The following is a 16,777-nucleotide window of genomic DNA, read 5'->3' on the forward strand; positions in this document are numbered from 1 at the left end:
GGCCGCAGCGGCGGTAAGTTGGAGGCATGCTCTTCCTTTTCCCCGGCCCCCGGCGTGCCCGGTCCGTCCGGCGCGCCACCCGGCCCTTCCGTCACCCGGCCTGGCCCGTCGGGCGTGCGGTGCGCGGCCTCGCGGCGGGCGCCGCCGTCGTCCTGGCCGCAGCCGCGTGCTCCTCGGCCGGTTCCATCGAGTCGGCCGATGTGCCGGCGTGGAGGGCGACGGCGCTTCCCTCCGCCGCCGGGGTAGTGGTCGAGGATGCCGGAAAGATCCTCAACCGGGACCCGATCGTCAAGACCGCACCCGGGATCGCAGCCGGCAGCTATATCCTGACCATCACCTGCGACGGCGGCGGCAAGGCCTTCTTCGACGTCTCCCTGGACGGCACCAGACTGACCGAGGCCGGCGCGGCCTGCAACGGCAGCCGCGAGACGGCACGCATCAAAATCCCCGCCGCCGGCACGCTTCAGATCGGCGCCTCCAGCGTGGATGCCCCGCTCATTTACGCCTACCACCTGGCGCCTGCGGCCTAGCAGCCTGCATCCGACACGGCAGAGAGCCGGGACTTGTGTTCAAGGCCCCCGCCGCTAGGCTCGGTGCATGTCTGCTACTGGGGGTATGCACCGGCCGGTCCGGGCCGCACTGTTGCTGGCGGTGGCCGCCGCTGCCGCGGGACTAACCGGATGTGAAGTCGCGGACGACGTCGGGCTCCCACCGGACGCAGCCGGGCCGTCCGCCCGGTCCTACCCGGCGAGGGCGCCGCTGCCCACCCGGGACCCGGAACTGGCTGCCGCCGAGGCCCGCAACCTGGTGGAGTTGGAGGCCGTGCTCGGCTCGCCGGAGGGTCTTCTCTTCGGCGGATCGGGCGGGATTGGCGGCACCGGCAGCAGCGGACTCGGGACGTCGGGCATTATCACCCGGGCCGGCCAATACAAGGTCACCGCAGCCTGCGTCGGGGCACCCGATGCGCACCTGTCCGTCACCCAGGGCGCGCGTCAGGGCGGCACGCTCCTGGAGCGCAACTTCGACTGCGGCGAGGTGACGGAAGCGTTGATCGATCTGGTTCCCGGGACTGCATCGGCTCACCTCATCCGGTATGGCAGCGGCGTCCCCGGGCCCGGAACGGGCGCCGTTGCAGGCGTCCGGATCAGCTTTGACGCGTCTGGGCAGTAGGCACCGGCGCAGCGCCTCTTTCGGCCGCCGTTGGACTCTGGCGCCTGGGCAGGGGCGGGGTTAAAGTCTGGATATGCCCACTGTTCCGGTGTCGAGCGTGGCCCGGACTCGCACGGCAACCGCCGTGGGACTCTCCTGGATGCTGGCCATGGCGATGGCACTGGCCGGCTGCGCGTACGAATACGACGACGGTTTTGCCAGCGGGACGGAATCCCCATCCGCCCCGGAGTTCACCGATGCGGCGCTGCCGCGGGACCCGTCGACGCGGTGGCCCGTCTCAGGGGCCGAGCTGGATGCGTGGCTGGCGCAGGTGCTCCCCGCCACCGAAGGCCAGGTGTTCCATACCGGTTACGGCACCCTTGAAGCGGACGAGGTACGGGAGGAGATCACCGCCCCGCTGCCAAGTGGGAGCTACTCGGTGACCCTCGCCTGCCGGAGCCCGCGGCGGGTCTCCTTCACTGTGGCTCACGAGAACAAGGAGCTGGTGGAGCTGGAACTGCGCTGCAGGACCTCACGCGTGAACGTGGTGTATCTTCCCGCGGGCTCCGTGCTCACCATCAAGGTCGAAGCCAACGCCGGAGCCAACTTCGCCTACCGGGTTAGCCGCATCTGAGGTCCCCTGGTCGGCAGCCCCAGCCGGCAGGGCCTTAGGCCGCAGGGGCTTCAAACTGCCGGGCTTCAGGGCCGCAGGGCCTTAGGCCGCGCAACCGTCCGGGCAGCGCAACGTCTCCGGGCTGGCGGCACAGTCCGAGCAGTAGAGCGTGAGCGTACGGCAGGACGAGTTGGAGCAGTTCTCGAATTTGCTCGTCGGCGCCGAGCAACGGACGCATGCGCCGATCGTCTTCGCGTCCTCGCTGAATTCAAGGTGCATGCGCTTGTCGAACACGTAGAGGGAGCCCTCCCAGAGGCCCTGGTCCTTGAAGGTTTCGCCGTAGCGTACGATCCCGCCGTCGAGCTGGTAGACCTCCTTGAAGCCGCGGTTCACCATCAGGCTGGACAGCACCTCGCAGCGGATGCCGCCGGTGCAGTACGTGACGACCGGTTTGTCCTTGAGCGCGTCGTACTTGCCGGAGTCGAGTTCCTTGATGAAGTCGTGGGTGGTGGCCACGTCCGGGACGACCGCGTCCTTGAATTTGCCGATCTGGGCCTCGAAGCCGTTGCGGCCGTCGAAGAACACGACTTCCTCGCCGGCCTCCTTCCGCGCCGCCACGAGCTCGTGCAGTTCCTCGGGCCTGAGGTGCGTGCCGCCGCCGACGACGCCGCCGGCATCGACCCTGAGCTCGCCGGGGGCGCCGAAGGACACAATCTCGTCGCGGACTTTGACGCTCAGCCGGGGGAAGTCCGCGGCGCCGCCGTCGGACCACTTCACGTCGATACCGTGGAAGCCCTTGTATTCGCGGGTGGCCTTCACGTACTGCTTGACCGCGTTCAGCTCACCGCCGACGGTCGCATTGATGCCGTCCTTGGAGATGATGATGCGGCCGGTGAGGCCGAGTTTCTCGCAGAGCGCACGCTGCCAGAGCCGGACGGCGTCCGGGTCCGGGAGCGGGGTAAAGCCGTAAAAGAGCACAATCCTGTTCAAAGCCACGTTTTAAGGGTACCGGGTGGACTGAAAGCCCCGGGCAGCGAGCCGGGGCGCAGGGAAGCCCGTTCGTGCGGACCAGCGGCAGCGGTCCAGGCCCCCGCACCGCCCACACCGGGGCCGCGGTCCGGTCACAATTACGTAAGCAAGACCGGTTACCGGACGCGGCCCCTGTTGCTTGTGGCGGGGCTGGAATACGCTCATCACATGAGTCTTGAGGCCATGGTTGAAGACACCACTCATCTGCTGGAAATCTGGGTCACCGGCTGGGCCGGCTGCCGGGGATATGAGACACGCAAGGAGGGCCGCTTCCCGGCGGCTTTCAGGGCGGACACTACCCACGAATGGGAATACTTCGCCCATGATCCCTCCGATGCGGAGTTCGCGGCGCTGGCCGCTGCCACCGTGGAGGTCCCCGCCAGGATCCTCACAGTCCTCACGAATGACGTTGCTCGATACCACTTCCTGGCCCAGCAGCAAGGGCTCAACGTCACGTCCGCCTCGCAGACGATGATGATCGTGGACATGGAGACCCAGGACGCCGAGGATCCCTGGCTTCCGGATGATGATCTCCGGTGGGTTCCGTCCCGGATCGACGGGGTCCACCATGCCGTGGTCTATGCCGGGGAAGAGGTGGCGGCCAGCGGCCGCATGTTCGTGGTGGGCCACACCGCAATCTTCGACAAGATCGTCACCGAACCCGGGTACCAACGCCGGGGCCTGGGCAGCTTCATCATGCGCGCCCTCGCCGCCCAGGCTTTCGAGCACGACGTCGAAACCGGGCTGCTGCTCGCCTCACTCGACGGGCAGAAGCTCTACTCTCACCTCGGCTGGACCACGGTCAGCCACGTGCTGATGCTCTCCGCCTCGGACGAGGGCTCGGACCTGTCCGTGGGCTGAGGCCCTGGGCAGGCGGGTCACGCGCCCCGGACGATTTGAGGCCGGGTGAAAGAATGTACGAGTGAACCCACATGAGTCCCTGATTCCGTTGCTGGGCCGCGGCCCGGACCCGGAACAGCTCCGTCATGTGCGCACCATTCCCGCCCGCCAGGCCGTGCACGCGCCCTGGCCCGGCTGGACCCACCCCGATCTGGTCAACGCCTACGGTTCGCTGGGCATCCAGGAGCCCTACCGCCACCAGATCCAGGCCGCCGACCTCGCCCACGCCGGCGAGCACGTGGTGATCGCCACCGGCACCGCCTCCGGCAAGTCGCTGGCCTACCAGCTGCCGGCGCTGGACGCGATCCACCGCTCCGAACTGCGGGTCCTCGCCGATCCCGGCAAAATCCACGACGACGGCGCCGTCACCCTGTATCTCTCCCCCACCAAAGCCCTGGCAGCCGACCAGCTGGCCGCGATCCGGGCGCTGAAGCTCCCCACCGTCCGGGCCGAGACCTACGACGGCGATACCGACCCCGCCTCCCGCCGCTGGATCCGGGACCACGCAAACTTCATCCTGGCCAACCCCGACATGCTGCACTTCGGGATCCTCCCCAACCACGCCTGGTGGGCGCGGTTCTTCCGCCGGCTGCGCTACGTGGTCGTGGACGAGGCCCACAGCTACCGCGGCGTCTTCGGATCGCACGTGGCCAACCTGATGCGCCGGCTGCGCCGCATCTGCGCCTACTACAGCCCCGACGGGTCCGGACCGGTGTTCATCGCCGCCTCCGCCACGGCGTCCGAGCCCGGCACTTCCTTCGGCCGGCTCATCGGCGCCCCGGTCCGGGCCGTGTCGGAGGACTCCTCGCCCCACGGCTCCACGACCGTGGCGTTCTGGGAGCCTGCCCTGACCGAGCTCCGCGGCGAGAACGGCGCCAAGGAGCGGCGCACGGCGGTCGCGGAAACCGCGGACCTGCTGGCCAATCTGGTCTCGTCGCGGGTGCGGACCATTGCGTTCATCAAGTCCCGGCGCGGCGCCGAGACCATTGCCTCCATTACCAAGCGCCTCCTCGACGAGGTCGATCCCAGCCTGCCGCAGCGGGTCGCGGCCTACCGCTCGGGCTACCTGCCGGAGGAGCGCCGGGCCCTGGAGAAGTCGCTGCGCTCCGGCGAGCTGCTGGGCGTCTCCAGCACTTCGGCCCTGGAGCTGGGGATCGACATCTCCGGCCTCGACGCCGTGCTCGTGGCCGGCTGGCCGGGAACCCGCGCGTCGTTGTTCCAGCAGATCGGCCGGGCCGGCCGGGCCGGACAGGATGCCATTGCCGCTTTCGTCGCCAGCGATGACCCGCTGGACACCTACCTGGTGAACCACCCCGAGGCGATCTTCGACGTCTCGGTGGAGGCCACCGTTTTTGATCCTTCCAATCCCTATGTGCTCGGTCCCCACCTGTGCGCCGCAGCCGCAGAACTGCCGCTGGGTTCTGCGGAGCTGGACCTGTTCGGTGCCACGTCCGAGAAGTTGCTGGACCAGCTGGTGGCCCAGGGCTACCTGCGCCGGCGCCCCGCGGGATGGTTCTGGACCCACCCGCAAAGCGCGGCGGCCATGGTGAACCTGAGGGCCGACGGCGGCGGCCCGGTGAGCATCGTGGACGCCGACACGGGATCCCTGCTCGGGACCATGGATTCCCCGCAGACGCACTACCAGGCCCACACGGGAGCGATCTACGTCCACCAGGGCGAGAGCTACGTGGTGGAGGACCTGAACGAGGACGATCACTGCGTGATGGTGCGCCGGGCGAACCCGGACTACTACACCACCGCACGGGACGTGACCCAGATCGAGGTGCTCGAAACGCAGCGCACCACGCAGTGGGGCGACGTGGCCGTGCACTTCGGGGACGTGAAAGTCACAACGCAGGTGGTCTCCTTCCAGCGCAAGGCGCTGATTTCCAATGAGATCCTCGGCGAGGAGCCGCTGCAGCTGGGTGCCCGGGACCTGTTCACCAAGGCGGTGTGGTTTGTCATGGACAACCGCTCGCTGACCGGGGCGGGGCTGATCGAGGCGCAGTTCCCGGGTGCCCTGCACGCCGCGGAACACGCGGCCATCGGTCTCCTGCCACTGGTGGCCTCCAGCGACCGTTGGGACATCGGCGGGGTGTCCACGGCCATTCACGCCGACACCGGGGTGCCGACCATCTTTGTGTACGACGGCCACCCCGGCGGGGCAGGCTTCGCCGAGCGCGGCTACGACAAGGCCCGAGTCTGGCTTGCCGCCACCCGCGACGCGATCAAGGCCTGCGAATGCGAGTCCGGCTGCCCGTCCTGCGTGCAGTCGCCCAAATGCGGCAACAAGAACAATCCCCTCGACAAGGACGCCGCCGTGACCCTCATCGACGTGCTGCTCCAGGACGCGACAGACCAGATGCGCACCGGACTGCCGGACCACGCCGCGACACCCCTGCAGGCGTAGCCGCTGCTGCGTCCACGGCCAGGGCCACCCGCTCACGGCGGCGGCCCGGCCCTGGCCAGACCGGTGGCCGCACCCACGGGCGTGCGGACATCGAGTTCAGTCCGGACCTGGACCGTGAACCCGGCGCCCGCCGCGCAGCTCAGGACCCGGGCGCCGTTCCGGTGTGCCACCTCCACGGCGACGGCGCACGGCTCCCCCGGAGCGATTCCCCGGGCGGCGTCCGCGGCGGCGAGGGCAGCCAGGTCCGCGGCGGCCGCCGCCCGGGACGCCATCGCGGCCGACTGGGCCAGCATTGCGAGCAGGACCGCGGCGAGCACGACCAGCAGTGCCAGCCCCAGCGCCAGCACGGTGCCGGCGCCCCGTTCCCCGGATTCCCCGGGCTCCCCGGATTCCCCGAGGATCGCGGGTTCGGGGAGCCCGCCCGACGCGCCCGGACAATCCGGTGTCTCGAGCGCATGGTCCGGAAGCTTGCCCGAAGCGGCCGACTCCCCGACGTGGGGCGTGCTGCGGCGCTGAGGCCGGCTCACGCGGCCAGACCCTGTAGCTGGTGGCGCCGGGCCGCGGGGACGCGGGCAGCGGCCGAAGGCCCGGACGTTTCGCCCCGGGTCCAGGCACGGGCCGTGAGGGTCCAGGGGAGGAGCGAGCCAACGGCGCCCGGAACCTTGCCGGACACTGTGACGCTGAGCCATCCGCCGTCGGACGCCACCGCCGACGCCGCTGAGGCGCCCGCGAGCCGGCGGACAATCACGTCCACGGCGGCCGCATCCTCGCCCCGGGCCAGGGCCCGGGCACCGGCCCGGGCCGCCTCCTCCAGCCGCAGCTGGGTGACTCCCGCCGCTGAGCCGGCCAGTAGCAGGGCGAGCAGGAGCAGGACGGCGGGCAGCGCCACCGCGAATTCGGCAGTCACGACGCCGCGGCACGTGTCGCCGCCCGCGCACTGCCACCGCCGGGGGCGCCGTGCGGCTGGCGGTGTCGACGCTGCCCCCTTCATCCTCCCGGCCGGCCATCGGCAGCTCATGGCAAGGCGAGCGCCGTACGGATGAGGTTCAACAAGAATCCCCGGACTTCGTCGCTGCGCATGATGAACACGAGGATGCCGGCAAACCCCACGGCGGCGAGCGTGGCAATGGCATATTCGGCCGTCGCCATCCCTGTCTCCGAGCCAAACAGCCTCCTCAGCCATCGAGGCCTTCTGGACGTTCGCACCCTGAGCGGGTCGGCGGCGCTGGCTCCCGGATAGATTTCACGGATCTCAGCGTCCTCCGCCTCGGGATGGACTTTCAGCGCCTCGCGGGTTCCGGCGGTCGCAGCGGGATGACGTGCCATGGTTTTTCCTTTCCTTGGGTTCCGGCGGGACCGCCGGCTGTTCTAAGACTCTTCCCGCTGGGACCGCGCCCCGTAAGGCGTCCCTCCAGCCAAGTGGAAAACCGGCGGCCAACGCGGACTGTGGAGGAAGGGCGCCACTGCCATCGCCTTGTCCACCACCGGGGTCAGCCCGGCAGCAGCGCCAGCAGCACCGGCAGGACGCCCAGGCAGATGAAGGCCGGCAGTGAACACAAGCCGAGCGGCACCACGAGCCTCACGCCCAGGGCTGCGGCCTGTTTCTCCGCGGTCCGGAACCGCTCGCGCCGCAGGCGGGCCGCCTGGGCGTAAAGGATTGCCGAGGAGGGGGCGCCGGTGAGCGCGGCAAACCCCAGCGCATCGCGCACGGCAAGGAGTTCCGGCGTCCCGGCGCCGGAGCTGCCCCAGGCGGTGTCCCAGTCGGCGCCAACGGCCAGTGCCGCGACGACCGGCCGCAGCGGCCCCCGGATTTCGGGCGCCGCCAGCTCGGCGACGAGCGTCAGGGCACGGCCGAGGCCGGCCCCCGCCTCGAGCATCGCGCCGACCAGTTCCAGCAGCATTGCCGCATCTCCCAGACCGGGTCCGCCGGCTTCCCCGGCCCGCTCGCGGCTGTGTTCTGAACCCTTTCCGGCGTCCGGGGCGGGCAGCACCTGGCACCGGAGTCTCCGCCTGGCCATGCCGCGGTCCGAACACGCGGCCACGGCCGCGGCGGCCAGCACCGCCAGCACCGCAAGACCCGCGGCGTCCGCTGTCACGGCCGGGACCCCTCAGCCGTCCGGACGAGCCGCGACGACCAGATCCGGCCTGCCGCGGTGAGGGCGAGGCCCGCCGCGAGCGCCGCCCCACCCAGCGGGGTTCCCAGCAGGACCGCGACAGGGTCCACGCCCAGCAGCACGCCCAGGCCCAGACCCAGGAACGGAAGCCACGTCAGCAGCCGGACGGTCGCGCGGGGCCCGGCCAACGCCGTCTGCCGGGCGGCCTCGGCGTCGTCCTCGGCCTCAAGCTGGGCGGCGAAGCGCGTCAGCACCTCCGCCAGCGGGCAGCCGCTGGCCTCGGCAACGTCAAAGCATGCGGCGAGCTGGAACCAGATGCGGCGCGCCCGGACGCGCTCGCCGGCACCGTTTCCCCAGGCCTTCCCGGACTCCGTTCCGCCGGGCCCGGCCGCGGCGGAGCGGATCGCCGCTCCGACCGGCGACCCGCGCGCCGCCGCGGCACGGGCCGCGGCAAGTATCCGCCCGGATTCCGGGGCGAGCACCAGGCTCCGGCCGGCACCTCCTGCCCCGGACACGGTTATGGCGGGGTCGCCCGCATGCAGGATCCACAGTTCATCCCACAACCGCGCGGGAACTCGGCCGCCCTTGAGCAAAGCCGCCAGCTGCTGCACGAGCAGGGTCATCGAAACCGCCGGGGCGCTCCGTCGCCGCCACCCTGCCACGCCGCCCGCACGCGCAGGAGAGCCTGCTGCCGAGCCGTCCCGTGCGCTGGCGAGCGCCGCGCGAAGCCGGTGACGGGGGGCTCCCGCCGGGGAGAGCGCGAGGATCATGGCGAGGGCCAGCACTCCGGTAAGCAGTGCGGTCATGCCGGCTCCACCAGGGACGGGTCGACGCTGAGACGGAACGCCAGCCGCGGCCATGCCGGCCCGCCGCGGACATCACCGCCGCCAATGTTCAGCGCGGAGCCGACTACCAGGCCCGCCGGGCTGTCTTCGAGCACTCCGATGCAGGCCACGGTCCGCCCGTTGTTCATCCGTTCCACGTGGACCACGGCGTCGAGGGCGCTGGCCGCCTGCAGCCGGACGGCGTCCTGCCCCATCCCGGCCAGCGCACCCAGCGCGGTCAACCGCGCCGGCACGTCGGCCGCGGTGTTGGCGTGGATGGTCCCGCCGCCCCCGCTGTGTCCGGTGTTCATGGCAGCCAGCAGTTCACGCACTTCGGCACCCCTGCACTCCCCCACCACCAGCCGGTCCGGCCGCATCCGCAGCGACTGCCGCACCAGCTCGCCCAAATCCACGGCGCCGCCGCCTTCGAGGTTGCCGTGCCGCGCCTCCAGCGAAACGACGTGCGGGTGAACCGGGTTCAGTTCCGAGGCGTCCTCAATCAGGACCAGCCGCTCGCCGGACGGACACAGGCCGAGGAGCGTGGCGAGCAGTGTTGTTTTTCCCGACCCGGTGGCGCCGCTGATCAAAAAGCTCAGACGCCGTTCCACCATCCGCTCCAGCACGGTCTGCACCACGGCCCCGAACATTCCGTTCCGCCGCAGCTCATCCATCGAGAACACCCGTTCACGCCGGATCCTGATGCTCAGGAGCGTCCCCGCTGTGGAGATCGGCGGAAGCACGGCATGGACCCGGAACCCGCCGTCGAGCCGGACGTCCACGCAGGGCGAGCCGTCATCCAGGCGCCGCCCGCCGGCCGATACGAGCCGGGCTGCCAGTGCCCGGACCTGCGGTTCACCGGAGAACGCCACCGGCGCCCTTTCGAGTCCGCCGCCGCGGTCCAGCCAGACGGAGGCCGGTCCGTTGACAAAGATGTCTGTCACGGCCGGGTCCCGGACCAGGACCTGCAGGGGCCCGAGGCCATTCAGTTCCGCGCTGATCCCCTCAACCGCGGCCAGGGCTCCGGCGGTCCCCAGCAGGCGTCCGCTCGCCTGCACGGCGGCCGCCACCCGGGAGGGGGTCACCGGCCCGGCGTCGGACATCACGGATTCGCGGACGGACTCCAGCAGCCGTGCGTCCACGGAGGCCCGGCCCGGCGGCCGGTAGCGCCGGCCACCGGGGTCGCCGGGGCCGGCACCGGAGTCCGGGGGCCACGGTGCCGAGTGGGCGCTCATCCGGCGGCTCCGGCGCCGAAATCGAGAACCGTGCCGGCGAACCGCCGGACATTGCGCTGCCGTCCCGTATCCAGCAGGCGCCCGAGTTCCGTGGCGGCCGCGGCGCGCCTGACGTCCGGCATGATCCCGGCCAGGGGCAACCCGACGGACTCGGCAATCAGCTCTGCATCCAGCGAGGCCCCGGGCCTGCCCCGCACCACCAGCACCGTCTCCACCGCAGGGAGGTCCTGCAGGAGCCGGGCCGTGGCCACGGCCGCCCGCAGCAGCGCCGGCGCAACAACAATCATCCGGTCGCAGTCCCAGGCGAAAGTCCGCAGCGCTTCCGCACCCCGGCCAATGTCCACGAGGACCAGCTCGAACCCCCGCCGGGCGGCGTCAAGCACCCCGGCCACGACGGCCTGCTCCACGCCGCTGTGGCGTTCCTTGTTCCCGGGCCAGGACAGGAAGGGGAACCCCCCGGCCAGGGGCAGCGAGTCGGCGAGCTGGCGGGGATCGATCGTGCCGCTGGCATCCGCCAGATCCGGCCAGCGGAGCCCTGGCGTTTCCTCCGCGGCGAGCGCCAGCTCCAGGCCCCCGCCCCACGGGTCACCGTCCACCAGCAGGACACGCAGACCCTCCCGTGCGGCAGCATGGGCCAGCCACACAGCTGCCGTGCTGGCTCCGGCGCCGCCGCAACCGCCGACAATCCCGAGGACGAGTCCGCCGGATTCGGGAGCACGGGAGCGGCTGAGGTACTCGGCGAGCCAGGACGCGGCCTCGGGCAGCACAGCGACGCGTTCGGCGCCGATGGCGGCGGCCAGGTGCCACAGGCTGTCGCCGTCCCCGGTGAGGCCAATGAGCACGGCCGGTGAACGTCCCCGCGGCGGCAACTCGCGGATGTCGCTGCCGAGCAGCACCACCGCGGCACTGTCCCAGAAGGGCGCCGCTTCCCGAATGTTCGCCACCGTGCGCAGCTGCCCGCCGGACGCCGCCACGGCGCGTTCCACTTCACCGCGCAGCGCCTCGAACCCCGTCACGAGCAACGTCTCCGCCGACCCGTCCGGCACCCACGGCGCATCACCGGCCGCAGTGCCTGGCGCAGTGCCTGGCGCGGTGCGTGACGCAATGCCCGGCCCGGACCCGGGGCCCGGCAGCCGGCCTGCCCCGGGACCAGTGCCGGACCCGGGACCGAAGGTTGCCAGCTGGTGCCTGCTCATGCGCCCACTCTGCCCGGCCCCGGAACCGGCCATAACCCGCGGCGGCCGCTATGTGGACAAGCCGGGTCACCAGGGCGCGTGACCAGGCCGGGTCACCTGGGGAGGTCACCAGGGCAGGTGCACGGGGCACTCCGTACCGCAGGGCAGAATTGACCCTATGTACCTGTTGCTCGCCGCCCACGCCGACGGCGCAGCCCTGCAGGAACTCACCGCCGACGGCGCCCCGCACCCGGCCACACCGGAACCGCGGACCGTGAGCGCCGCCGAGCTGGCCGGCGTCGTGCGTGGCCTCGAAAAGCGGAGGCCGCGCTGGATCTGGCACCGCACCCAGGACTGGTACCCCGCCCTGCTCGCCGCCGGGGTCGAGCTGGAACGCTGTTACGACCTCACGTTGTGCGGCGCGATCCTGGCCCATTCGGAGTTCACCGCCCACACCGCGTATGCGCAGGACGCGGAGAAACTGGTCCAGGACGATGAGCTGCCGCCGCCGCCACGGGCGCTGCAGCCGCCTCCCCCGCCGGCTGACCAGGGCGCCCTGTTCGATGATCCCGGCCTGCGCAAGACACCCCGCCACAGCCCCGAGGACCTCCGCGCCGAATACGCCGCCCAGCAGGAGGCGCTCGGCCAGGCGGGCGGGGCCGGCGTCGAACGCCAGAGCGACAACCGCAAGCAGCGCCTCCAGCTGTTGCTCGCGGCCGAGTCCGCCGGCGCCATGATCGCGGCGGAGATGCAGCACACCGGGGTGCCGTGGCGTGAGGAACTGCATGAGCGGATTCTGGCGGACTACCTGGGCCCCCGGCCTCCGGTGGGCCACCGTCCGGCCAAGCTGGAGGCCCTCACCGCCGAGCTGCGGCAGCTGCTGAATTCCCCCGCGCTGAACCCGGACTCCCCGCAGGAGCTTATGCGGGCCCTGCACCGGAACGGCATCGAAGTGAAGACCACCCGGCAGTGGGAACTGAAGGAGTCCAGCCACCCGGCGATCGAGCCGCTGCTGGCCTTCAAGAAGCTCTCCCGCCTGCACGCCGCCAACGGCTGGGCCTGGCTGGATGCCTGGGTGAAGGACGGCCGGTTCCGGCCGGAGTACGTGGTCGGCGGCGTCGTTTCCGGGCGCTGGGCCTCCCGCGGCGGCGGCGCGCTGCAGATTCCGCGCCAGATCCGGGGCGCCGTCCACGCCGATCCGGGCCACAAGCTGATCGTCGCCGACGCCTCCCAGCTGGAGCCCCGGGTGCTCGTGGCGCTCGCGCAGGACTCCAAGATGGCCGAGGCCGCGCGGGACAAGGACCTGTACGCCGGCATCGCCGCGCAGGGCTTTGGCGGGGACCGCGCCAAAGCCAAGGTAGCGCTGCTCGGCGCGATCTACGGGGCCACCACCGGCGAGTCAGGACGCCTGATGCCGCAGCTGACCCGCACCTACCCGCGCGCCGTGGGCTTCGTGGAACAGGCTGCCCGCGAGGGCGAGGCCGGCAGGACGGTCACCTCCCGGCTGGGCCGCAGCAGCCCGCCGCCGTCCGAGCGCTGGCTGCAGAGCCAGCAGTCGACCAGCGCCGAGGAACAGCGCCGGGCGGATTCCATCGCCCGTTCGCGGGGCCGGTTCACCCGCAATTTCGTTGTCCAGGGTTCCGCGGCGGACTGGGCGGCCTGCTGGCTCGCCGAACTGCGACGCCGGCTCCGCGCCATGCGCGCGGCGGGCGGCCCCGCCGGGGAACTGGTCTTCTTCCTGCATGACGAGGTCATGGTCCACTGCCCCGAGGCCGCGGTCGCCGACTGCACCCGGGCCATCGAGGAAGCCGCGAACGCCGCCAAGGAACTGCTGTTCGGCAGGATCCCGGTGGAATTCCCGGTCAGCGTCGCTGTTGTGGATTCCTACGACAACGCCAAATAAACATCCGGAGTTGCCCGCCGTAACGTACCCGCCGGTAGCGTTGTGCACCGTGTGTGACGGCAGATACCCTCGAAGAGGCCGGTCATTGATCCGACAATCCCGGCCATGCAACGACGCATAGTTTTTTGGGGAGGCAGCACAATTGGCTGGCATTTTTGAGATCGCCGAGGCCGGCGGGAAGAAGTACTTCTTCAAGCTCACGGCACCCGACGGCACGGTGGTCGCCGTTTCACCACTGTTCAACACGATCAAGGGCGCAGCCGCGGGCATCACCGCCGTGCGGGAGAACGCCGCCACCGGGCTGGTCGTCGACAAGTCCCGGGCGCGCAGCAAGCCCGGACCCCCGAAGGCCGCCACGGGGCCCGGCATCAGACTGGCCCGCAGCTAGGTCCCGCCTCAGCCGTCGAGCCTGCTCCACGTGTCGATGTCGAGCAGGCTCGTGCGGTCCCAGGGCACCGCCCACCCCAGCTGGTCGAAGAGCTGGTTGAGGATCATCCCGGTAAAGCCCCAGACCACCACGTCGTTGACGGTAAAGGCGGGGCTCTGGAACGTCTGCCCCACCCGGGTCACCGTCGCCATCACGCGGTTGTCCGGATCCAGCAGGTCCCGGACCGGGACGCGGAAGACCTGGGCGGACTCGCCGTAGTCCACGACCCGCACGGGCGACTGGGACGCCCACCAGCCCAGGACCGGGGTGACCAGGAAGTTCCCGCGGGGAAGGGCCAGTTCCGGCATCACGCCGAGGACCTCGACGCCGGCCGGATCCAGCCCGGTTTCCTCTTCCGCTTCCCGCAGGGCGGCACCGATCACGGATTCACCCGGGTCGATGCCGCCGCCGGGGAACGCAACCTGGCCCGGATGGTCATCCAGGGTCTGGGCGCGCTGCAGCAGCAGGACATCGAGATCGGCCGGGGCGAGCTGCTTCACCGAGGCCGCGGGGACGTCATCGAGGGAGCCGAAGAGCATCAGCACCGCAGCCCGGCGGACCCGCTGGCCGGGCTCGACGACGAGTTCCCGCCAGCGCGGGTCGGCGGACGGCGCGGTGCCGGCCTCCACTGCGGCGACCAGATCGATGAGGTCCTGGCGGGCGGTCACAGCGGCCTCCTCTGGGATTCCATCCGGATTTCCGCGGCACGGTGGGTCTCCGCGAGGAGCTTGGACAGCAGTTCCTCCTGCCCGGGGGCCAGCTCGTACTTCAGCAGCTTCTTCGCCTTCTCCGGGTCCGTCTCCCCCATCCCGTAGCTCGGGCACCAGTTCGCGACCGCGCAGGCGCCGCAGGCCGGCTTGCGGGAATGGCACACACGCCGGCCGTGGAACACCACCCGGTGCGAGAGCATGGTCCAGTCCCGGGGCTCGAAGAGTTCCGCGACGTCGGACTCGATCCGCACCGGGTCATCGGACTCGGTCCAACCGAAACGCCGGGCGAGCCGGCCGAAATGGGTGTCCACGGTGATCCCGGGGACGCCGAACGCGTTGCCGAGCACCACGTTCGCGGTTTTCCGCCCGACGCCGGGAAGCGTCACCAGGTCATCCAGCCGGCCCGGCACCTCGCCGTCGTACTCATCCACGAGCCGGTTGCACAGCGCCATCAGGTTCCGGGTCTTGGCGCGGAAGAACCCGGTCGGCTTGATGATGGCCTCCAGCTCGGCCGGGTCCGCCTCCGCCATGCTCCGCGCGTCGGGGTACCGGGCGAACAGCAGCGGCGTGATCTGGTTGACCGTCACATCCGTCGTCTGCGCCGACAGCACCGTGGCCACCACCAGCTCGAACGGGCTGCGGAAGTCGAGTTCCGCATGGGCGTAGGGATACTGTTCCGCGAGCGCCTTGTTGATCCGGCGGGCGCGCCGCTTCAAGCCCAGCAGTGACTCCCCCGCAGCCCGAGCGGCTGCGCTCTTCGGGCGCCGGCCCATGGGGCCGGCGCCTTCCGTGCCCACGCCAGTGCCCGCGCCCTTGGTGCCGGGACGTTGCGGTTCCGCACCGGCGGGGTCGGCCGCGGCGCTGCCGGGCACTGGAAGGCTGGACTCGCTGGCCACGGGGACTGGCTAGCCGCGTTCGATGTTGCTGAGGTCGCGGAGCACGCCCACGCGGCCGTCGGTGTGCTGGACCAGGAATTCGTGGCCCCGGTCCTCCAGGGCGAGCACCCAGCCGCCCGGTTCGATCACGAAGGCTGCGACGCCGCTGTGCTCGTCCACGGCGGTGCGGGGCTGGGCGACGGCGAACCAGAAGGCCTCGTGGACGACCTGGGCCTCATGTTCCTCGGGGCGGCTTGCCGGGTCGACGGTGGCGCCGATCGGTTCCTGCTGGCGCACCTGCGGGTTCACCGTGGTGGGGGCACTGTGGCCTGACGTGACGGGAACCTCGGTGGCCCGGGTTTCCTCAGCCGCGGAAGCGGCATGGACATCCTTGGGCTGTCCGTCGGCAGCGGCCGCGGCGCCGGGGGCCACGACGGCGGCCTGGGTCTGCTCGGCCGCGGACGGCTTCGGCGCGGTCGCGGCGGGCACTATGCCCGCGACCTGGGTTTCCGGGGAGCTAACGACCGGGGTGGGCGCGGATGCCCGGGCCGGTGCTTCCTGGGCCGGCGATGCGGCCGCGGGGCGAACTGCCGATGCCCCGGTTGCAGCGTCTGAAGTTGCGGGGCGCGAAGTTGCCGCGCCGGCTGCTGCGGCTGCTCCCGCAGCAGTTGCGCCTGAAGCGCCTGCTGCCCCTGCCGCGCCGGACTTTCCGCCCGGCGTCATCCGCTTCGCCCAGCCGGCAACGGCGCTGGTGCCGGCGGCCTTCGGTGCGGTCTCGTTCTCGTCCTTGGCCTCTTTCGGCGCCTTGGGGGCGCGCGGCTTGCGGACGGGGACCGCCGACTCGCGGGCCACAACGTGGGCGGGGACTTCTGCGCGGTCCAGGAAGTCTCCGGCGAAGAAGGGAATCAGGCGTCCCAGCACGGTGGCCGCGAGGAGCCCGAGGGCGCCGACGAGGGCCAGCAGCATGCTGGGGACATAGGCGCCGGCGACGGCCAGGAAGAAGAACGCGACAGCGAAGGACGCCACCACGGAGGCGAACTGGTCCACCGACAGGGAGCCGATGCGGACCTTCGTTCCGGGGCTGACGCGGCGAGCCACGAACAGGGCGGTAACAACCACCGGCAGAAGGATTCCGAGGCCCAGGAAGAACAGGCTGCCCAGGTTCCACAGGTTGTAGCGGACGGCAAACATCGGGATCAGTGAGGCCACGAAAAGAATCAGCGTCGAGCCAAACACCGTGAGGTCACGGATGGTGAACGGGCCGAGGACCGCCTGGTTCTTCTTGCCGGCCGTCTTCCCGCTTGCCTTGTCCACCGTGAAACGGGGTGCTTCCCCGAAGCCGCCGGATCGGTCCGCGCCGCCGTTGCCCTGGCTTTGGGCGGGCGGCTTAAGCTGCCCGTTTGTTTGCTCGTTCAT

18 protein-coding genes are annotated in these 16,777 nt (G+C 71.0%); 7 read left to right on the forward strand and 11 right to left on the reverse strand.

Annotation, left to right across the window (positions count from 1 at the left end; all coding sequences use genetic code 11):
- The first annotated feature begins 26 nt into the window (after positions 1 to 26).
- The 3 genes from J2W14_RS09290 (at position 27) to J2W14_RS09300 (ending at position 1,783) form a co-directional block, all read left to right on the forward strand.
- Positions 27 to 530, forward strand: coding sequence for a hypothetical protein (locus J2W14_RS09290; RefSeq protein ID WP_307461491.1), 504 nt, complete (start codon positions 27 to 29; stop codon positions 528 to 530).
- 67 nt (positions 531 to 597) lie between these two features.
- Positions 598 to 1,170 carry a hypothetical protein gene (locus J2W14_RS09295; RefSeq protein WP_307461493.1) on the forward strand — a complete coding sequence of 191 codons (573 nt, stop codon included), beginning with the start codon at positions 598 to 600 and terminating at the stop codon, positions 1,168 to 1,170.
- 73 nt (positions 1,171 to 1,243) lie between these two features.
- The gene (locus tag J2W14_RS09300; protein WP_307461495.1) at positions 1,244 to 1,783 is read left to right on the forward strand and encodes a hypothetical protein; all 540 of its coding nucleotides are present in this window, start codon (positions 1,244 to 1,246) and stop codon (positions 1,781 to 1,783) included.
- An 81-nt stretch (positions 1,784 to 1,864) separates the two neighbouring features.
- On the opposite strand, the gene trhO is transcribed toward J2W14_RS09300, so the two are convergent.
- Positions 1,865 to 2,758, reverse strand: a complete 894-nt coding sequence (trhO, locus tag J2W14_RS09305) for an oxygen-dependent tRNA uridine(34) hydroxylase TrhO (RefSeq protein ID WP_307461497.1) — start codon at positions 2,756 to 2,758, stop codon at positions 1,865 to 1,867.
- 201 nt (positions 2,759 to 2,959) lie between these two features.
- Between trhO and J2W14_RS09310 the strand changes: the two genes are divergently transcribed.
- Together J2W14_RS09310 and J2W14_RS09315 are read left to right on the forward strand one after the other, a co-directional pair.
- Positions 2,960 to 3,652, forward strand: coding sequence for a GNAT family N-acetyltransferase (locus J2W14_RS09310; RefSeq protein ID WP_307461499.1), 693 nt, complete (start codon positions 2,960 to 2,962; stop codon positions 3,650 to 3,652).
- 61 nt (positions 3,653 to 3,713) lie between these two features.
- Positions 3,714 to 6,101, forward strand: a complete 2,388-nt coding sequence (locus J2W14_RS09315) for a DEAD/DEAH box helicase (RefSeq protein WP_307461502.1) — start codon at positions 3,714 to 3,716, stop codon at positions 6,099 to 6,101.
- A gap of 32 nt (positions 6,102 to 6,133) precedes the next feature.
- On the opposite strand, the gene J2W14_RS09320 is transcribed toward J2W14_RS09315, so the two are convergent.
- The 7 genes from J2W14_RS09320 to ssd form a co-directional block, all read right to left on the reverse strand.
- A complete protein-coding gene (locus J2W14_RS09320; protein WP_307461504.1) occupies positions 6,134 to 6,628 on the reverse strand; it encodes an Rv3654c family TadE-like protein in 495 nt (164 codons plus the stop codon).
- Positions 6,625 to 7,008, reverse strand: a complete 384-nt coding sequence (locus J2W14_RS09325) for a TadE family type IV pilus minor pilin (protein ID WP_307461506.1) — start codon at positions 7,006 to 7,008, stop codon at positions 6,625 to 6,627. Before J2W14_RS09325 ends, J2W14_RS09320 begins: the two co-directional genes overlap by 4 nt.
- A 107-nt stretch (positions 7,009 to 7,115) precedes the next feature.
- Positions 7,116 to 7,427 carry a DUF4244 domain-containing protein gene (locus J2W14_RS09330; protein WP_307461508.1) on the reverse strand — a complete coding sequence of 104 codons (312 nt, stop codon included), beginning with the start codon at positions 7,425 to 7,427 and terminating at the stop codon, positions 7,116 to 7,118.
- 164 nt (positions 7,428 to 7,591) lie between these two features.
- Positions 7,592 to 8,197, reverse strand: coding sequence for a type II secretion system F family protein (locus tag J2W14_RS09335; RefSeq protein WP_307461510.1), 606 nt, complete (start codon positions 8,195 to 8,197; stop codon positions 7,592 to 7,594).
- Positions 8,194 to 9,021 (reverse strand): hypothetical protein, encoded by an 828-nt coding sequence (locus tag J2W14_RS09340; protein WP_307461512.1) that lies wholly within the window; start codon positions 9,019 to 9,021, stop codon positions 8,194 to 8,196. The genes J2W14_RS09335 and J2W14_RS09340 overlap by 4 nt, the downstream gene beginning before the upstream one ends.
- The gene (locus J2W14_RS09345) at positions 9,018 to 10,271 is read right to left on the reverse strand and encodes a TadA family conjugal transfer-associated ATPase (RefSeq protein ID WP_307461515.1); all 1,254 of its coding nucleotides are present in this window, start codon (positions 10,269 to 10,271) and stop codon (positions 9,018 to 9,020) included. Before J2W14_RS09345 ends, J2W14_RS09340 begins: the two co-directional genes overlap by 4 nt.
- Entirely contained in the window at positions 10,268 to 11,467 is a 1,200-nt protein-coding gene (ssd, locus tag J2W14_RS09350) for a septum site-determining protein Ssd (protein ID WP_307461517.1), read from the reverse strand. The genes J2W14_RS09345 and ssd overlap by 4 nt, the downstream gene beginning before the upstream one ends.
- Positions 11,468 to 11,624: 157 nt before the next feature.
- Between ssd and J2W14_RS09355 the strand changes: the two genes are divergently transcribed.
- Positions 11,625 to 13,349: a bifunctional 3'-5' exonuclease/DNA polymerase gene (locus J2W14_RS09355; protein ID WP_307461519.1), complete on the forward strand. Its 1,725-nt coding sequence runs from the start codon at positions 11,625 to 11,627 to the stop codon at positions 13,347 to 13,349.
- A 142-nt stretch (positions 13,350 to 13,491) separates the two neighbouring features.
- Positions 13,492 to 13,737 (forward strand): YegP family protein, encoded by a 246-nt coding sequence (locus J2W14_RS09360; protein WP_307461521.1) that lies wholly within the window; start codon positions 13,492 to 13,494, stop codon positions 13,735 to 13,737.
- A gap of 8 nt (positions 13,738 to 13,745) precedes the next feature.
- On the opposite strand, the gene J2W14_RS09365 is transcribed toward J2W14_RS09360, so the two are convergent.
- The 3 genes from J2W14_RS09365 to J2W14_RS09375 form a co-directional block, all read right to left on the reverse strand.
- The gene (locus J2W14_RS09365; RefSeq protein WP_307461523.1) at positions 13,746 to 14,444 is read right to left on the reverse strand and encodes an NUDIX hydrolase; all 699 of its coding nucleotides are present in this window, start codon (positions 14,442 to 14,444) and stop codon (positions 13,746 to 13,748) included.
- A complete protein-coding gene (gene nth / locus J2W14_RS09370) occupies positions 14,441 to 15,259 on the reverse strand; it encodes an endonuclease III (protein ID WP_307461615.1) in 819 nt (272 codons plus the stop codon). The genes J2W14_RS09365 and nth overlap by 4 nt, the downstream gene beginning before the upstream one ends.
- A 132-nt stretch (positions 15,260 to 15,391) precedes the next feature.
- A complete protein-coding gene (locus J2W14_RS09375) occupies positions 15,392 to 16,777 on the reverse strand; it encodes a hypothetical protein (RefSeq protein WP_307461525.1) in 1,386 nt (461 codons plus the stop codon).

Source organism: Pseudarthrobacter oxydans (genome assembly GCF_030812335.1).
In the GTDB taxonomy this organism is placed as follows: domain Bacteria; phylum Actinomycetota; class Actinomycetes; order Actinomycetales; family Micrococcaceae; genus Arthrobacter; species Arthrobacter oxydans_B.

What these genes read in the sequence shown, in the direction of transcription:
- J2W14_RS09290 (WP_307461491.1), top strand. Translation starts at nt 27, where the DNA reads ATGCTCTTCCTTTTCCCCGGCCCCCGGCGTGCCCGGTCCGTCCGGCGC.
- J2W14_RS09295 (WP_307461493.1), top strand. Translation starts at nt 598, where the DNA reads ATGTCTGCTACTGGGGGTATGCACCGGCCGGTCCGGGCCGCACTGTTG.
- J2W14_RS09300 (WP_307461495.1), top strand. Translation starts at nt 1,244, where the DNA reads ATGCCCACTGTTCCGGTGTCGAGCGTGGCCCGGACTCGCACGGCAACC.
- J2W14_RS09310 (WP_307461499.1), top strand. Translation starts at nt 2,960, where the DNA reads ATGAGTCTTGAGGCCATGGTTGAAGACACCACTCATCTGCTGGAAATC.
- J2W14_RS09330 (WP_307461508.1), bottom strand. Translation starts at nt 7,427, where the DNA reads ATGGCACGTCATCCCGCTGCGACCGCCGGAACCCGCGAGGCGCTGAAA.
- J2W14_RS09340 (WP_307461512.1), bottom strand. Translation starts at nt 9,021, where the DNA reads ATGACCGCACTGCTTACCGGAGTGCTGGCCCTCGCCATGATCCTCGCG.
- J2W14_RS09345 (WP_307461515.1), bottom strand. Translation starts at nt 10,271, where the DNA reads ATGAGCGCCCACTCGGCACCGTGGCCCCCGGACTCCGGTGCCGGCCCC.
- ssd (WP_307461517.1), bottom strand. Translation starts at nt 11,467, where the DNA reads ATGAGCAGGCACCAGCTGGCAACCTTCGGTCCCGGGTCCGGCACTGGT.
- J2W14_RS09355 (WP_307461519.1), top strand. Translation starts at nt 11,625, where the DNA reads ATGTACCTGTTGCTCGCCGCCCACGCCGACGGCGCAGCCCTGCAGGAA.
- nth (WP_307461615.1), bottom strand. Translation starts at nt 15,259, where the DNA reads ATGGGCCGGCGCCCGAAGAGCGCAGCCGCTCGGGCTGCGGGGGAGTCA.
- J2W14_RS09375 (WP_307461525.1), bottom strand. Translation starts at nt 16,777, where the DNA reads ATGAACGAGCAAACAAACGGGCAGCTTAAGCCGCCCGCCCAAAGCCAG.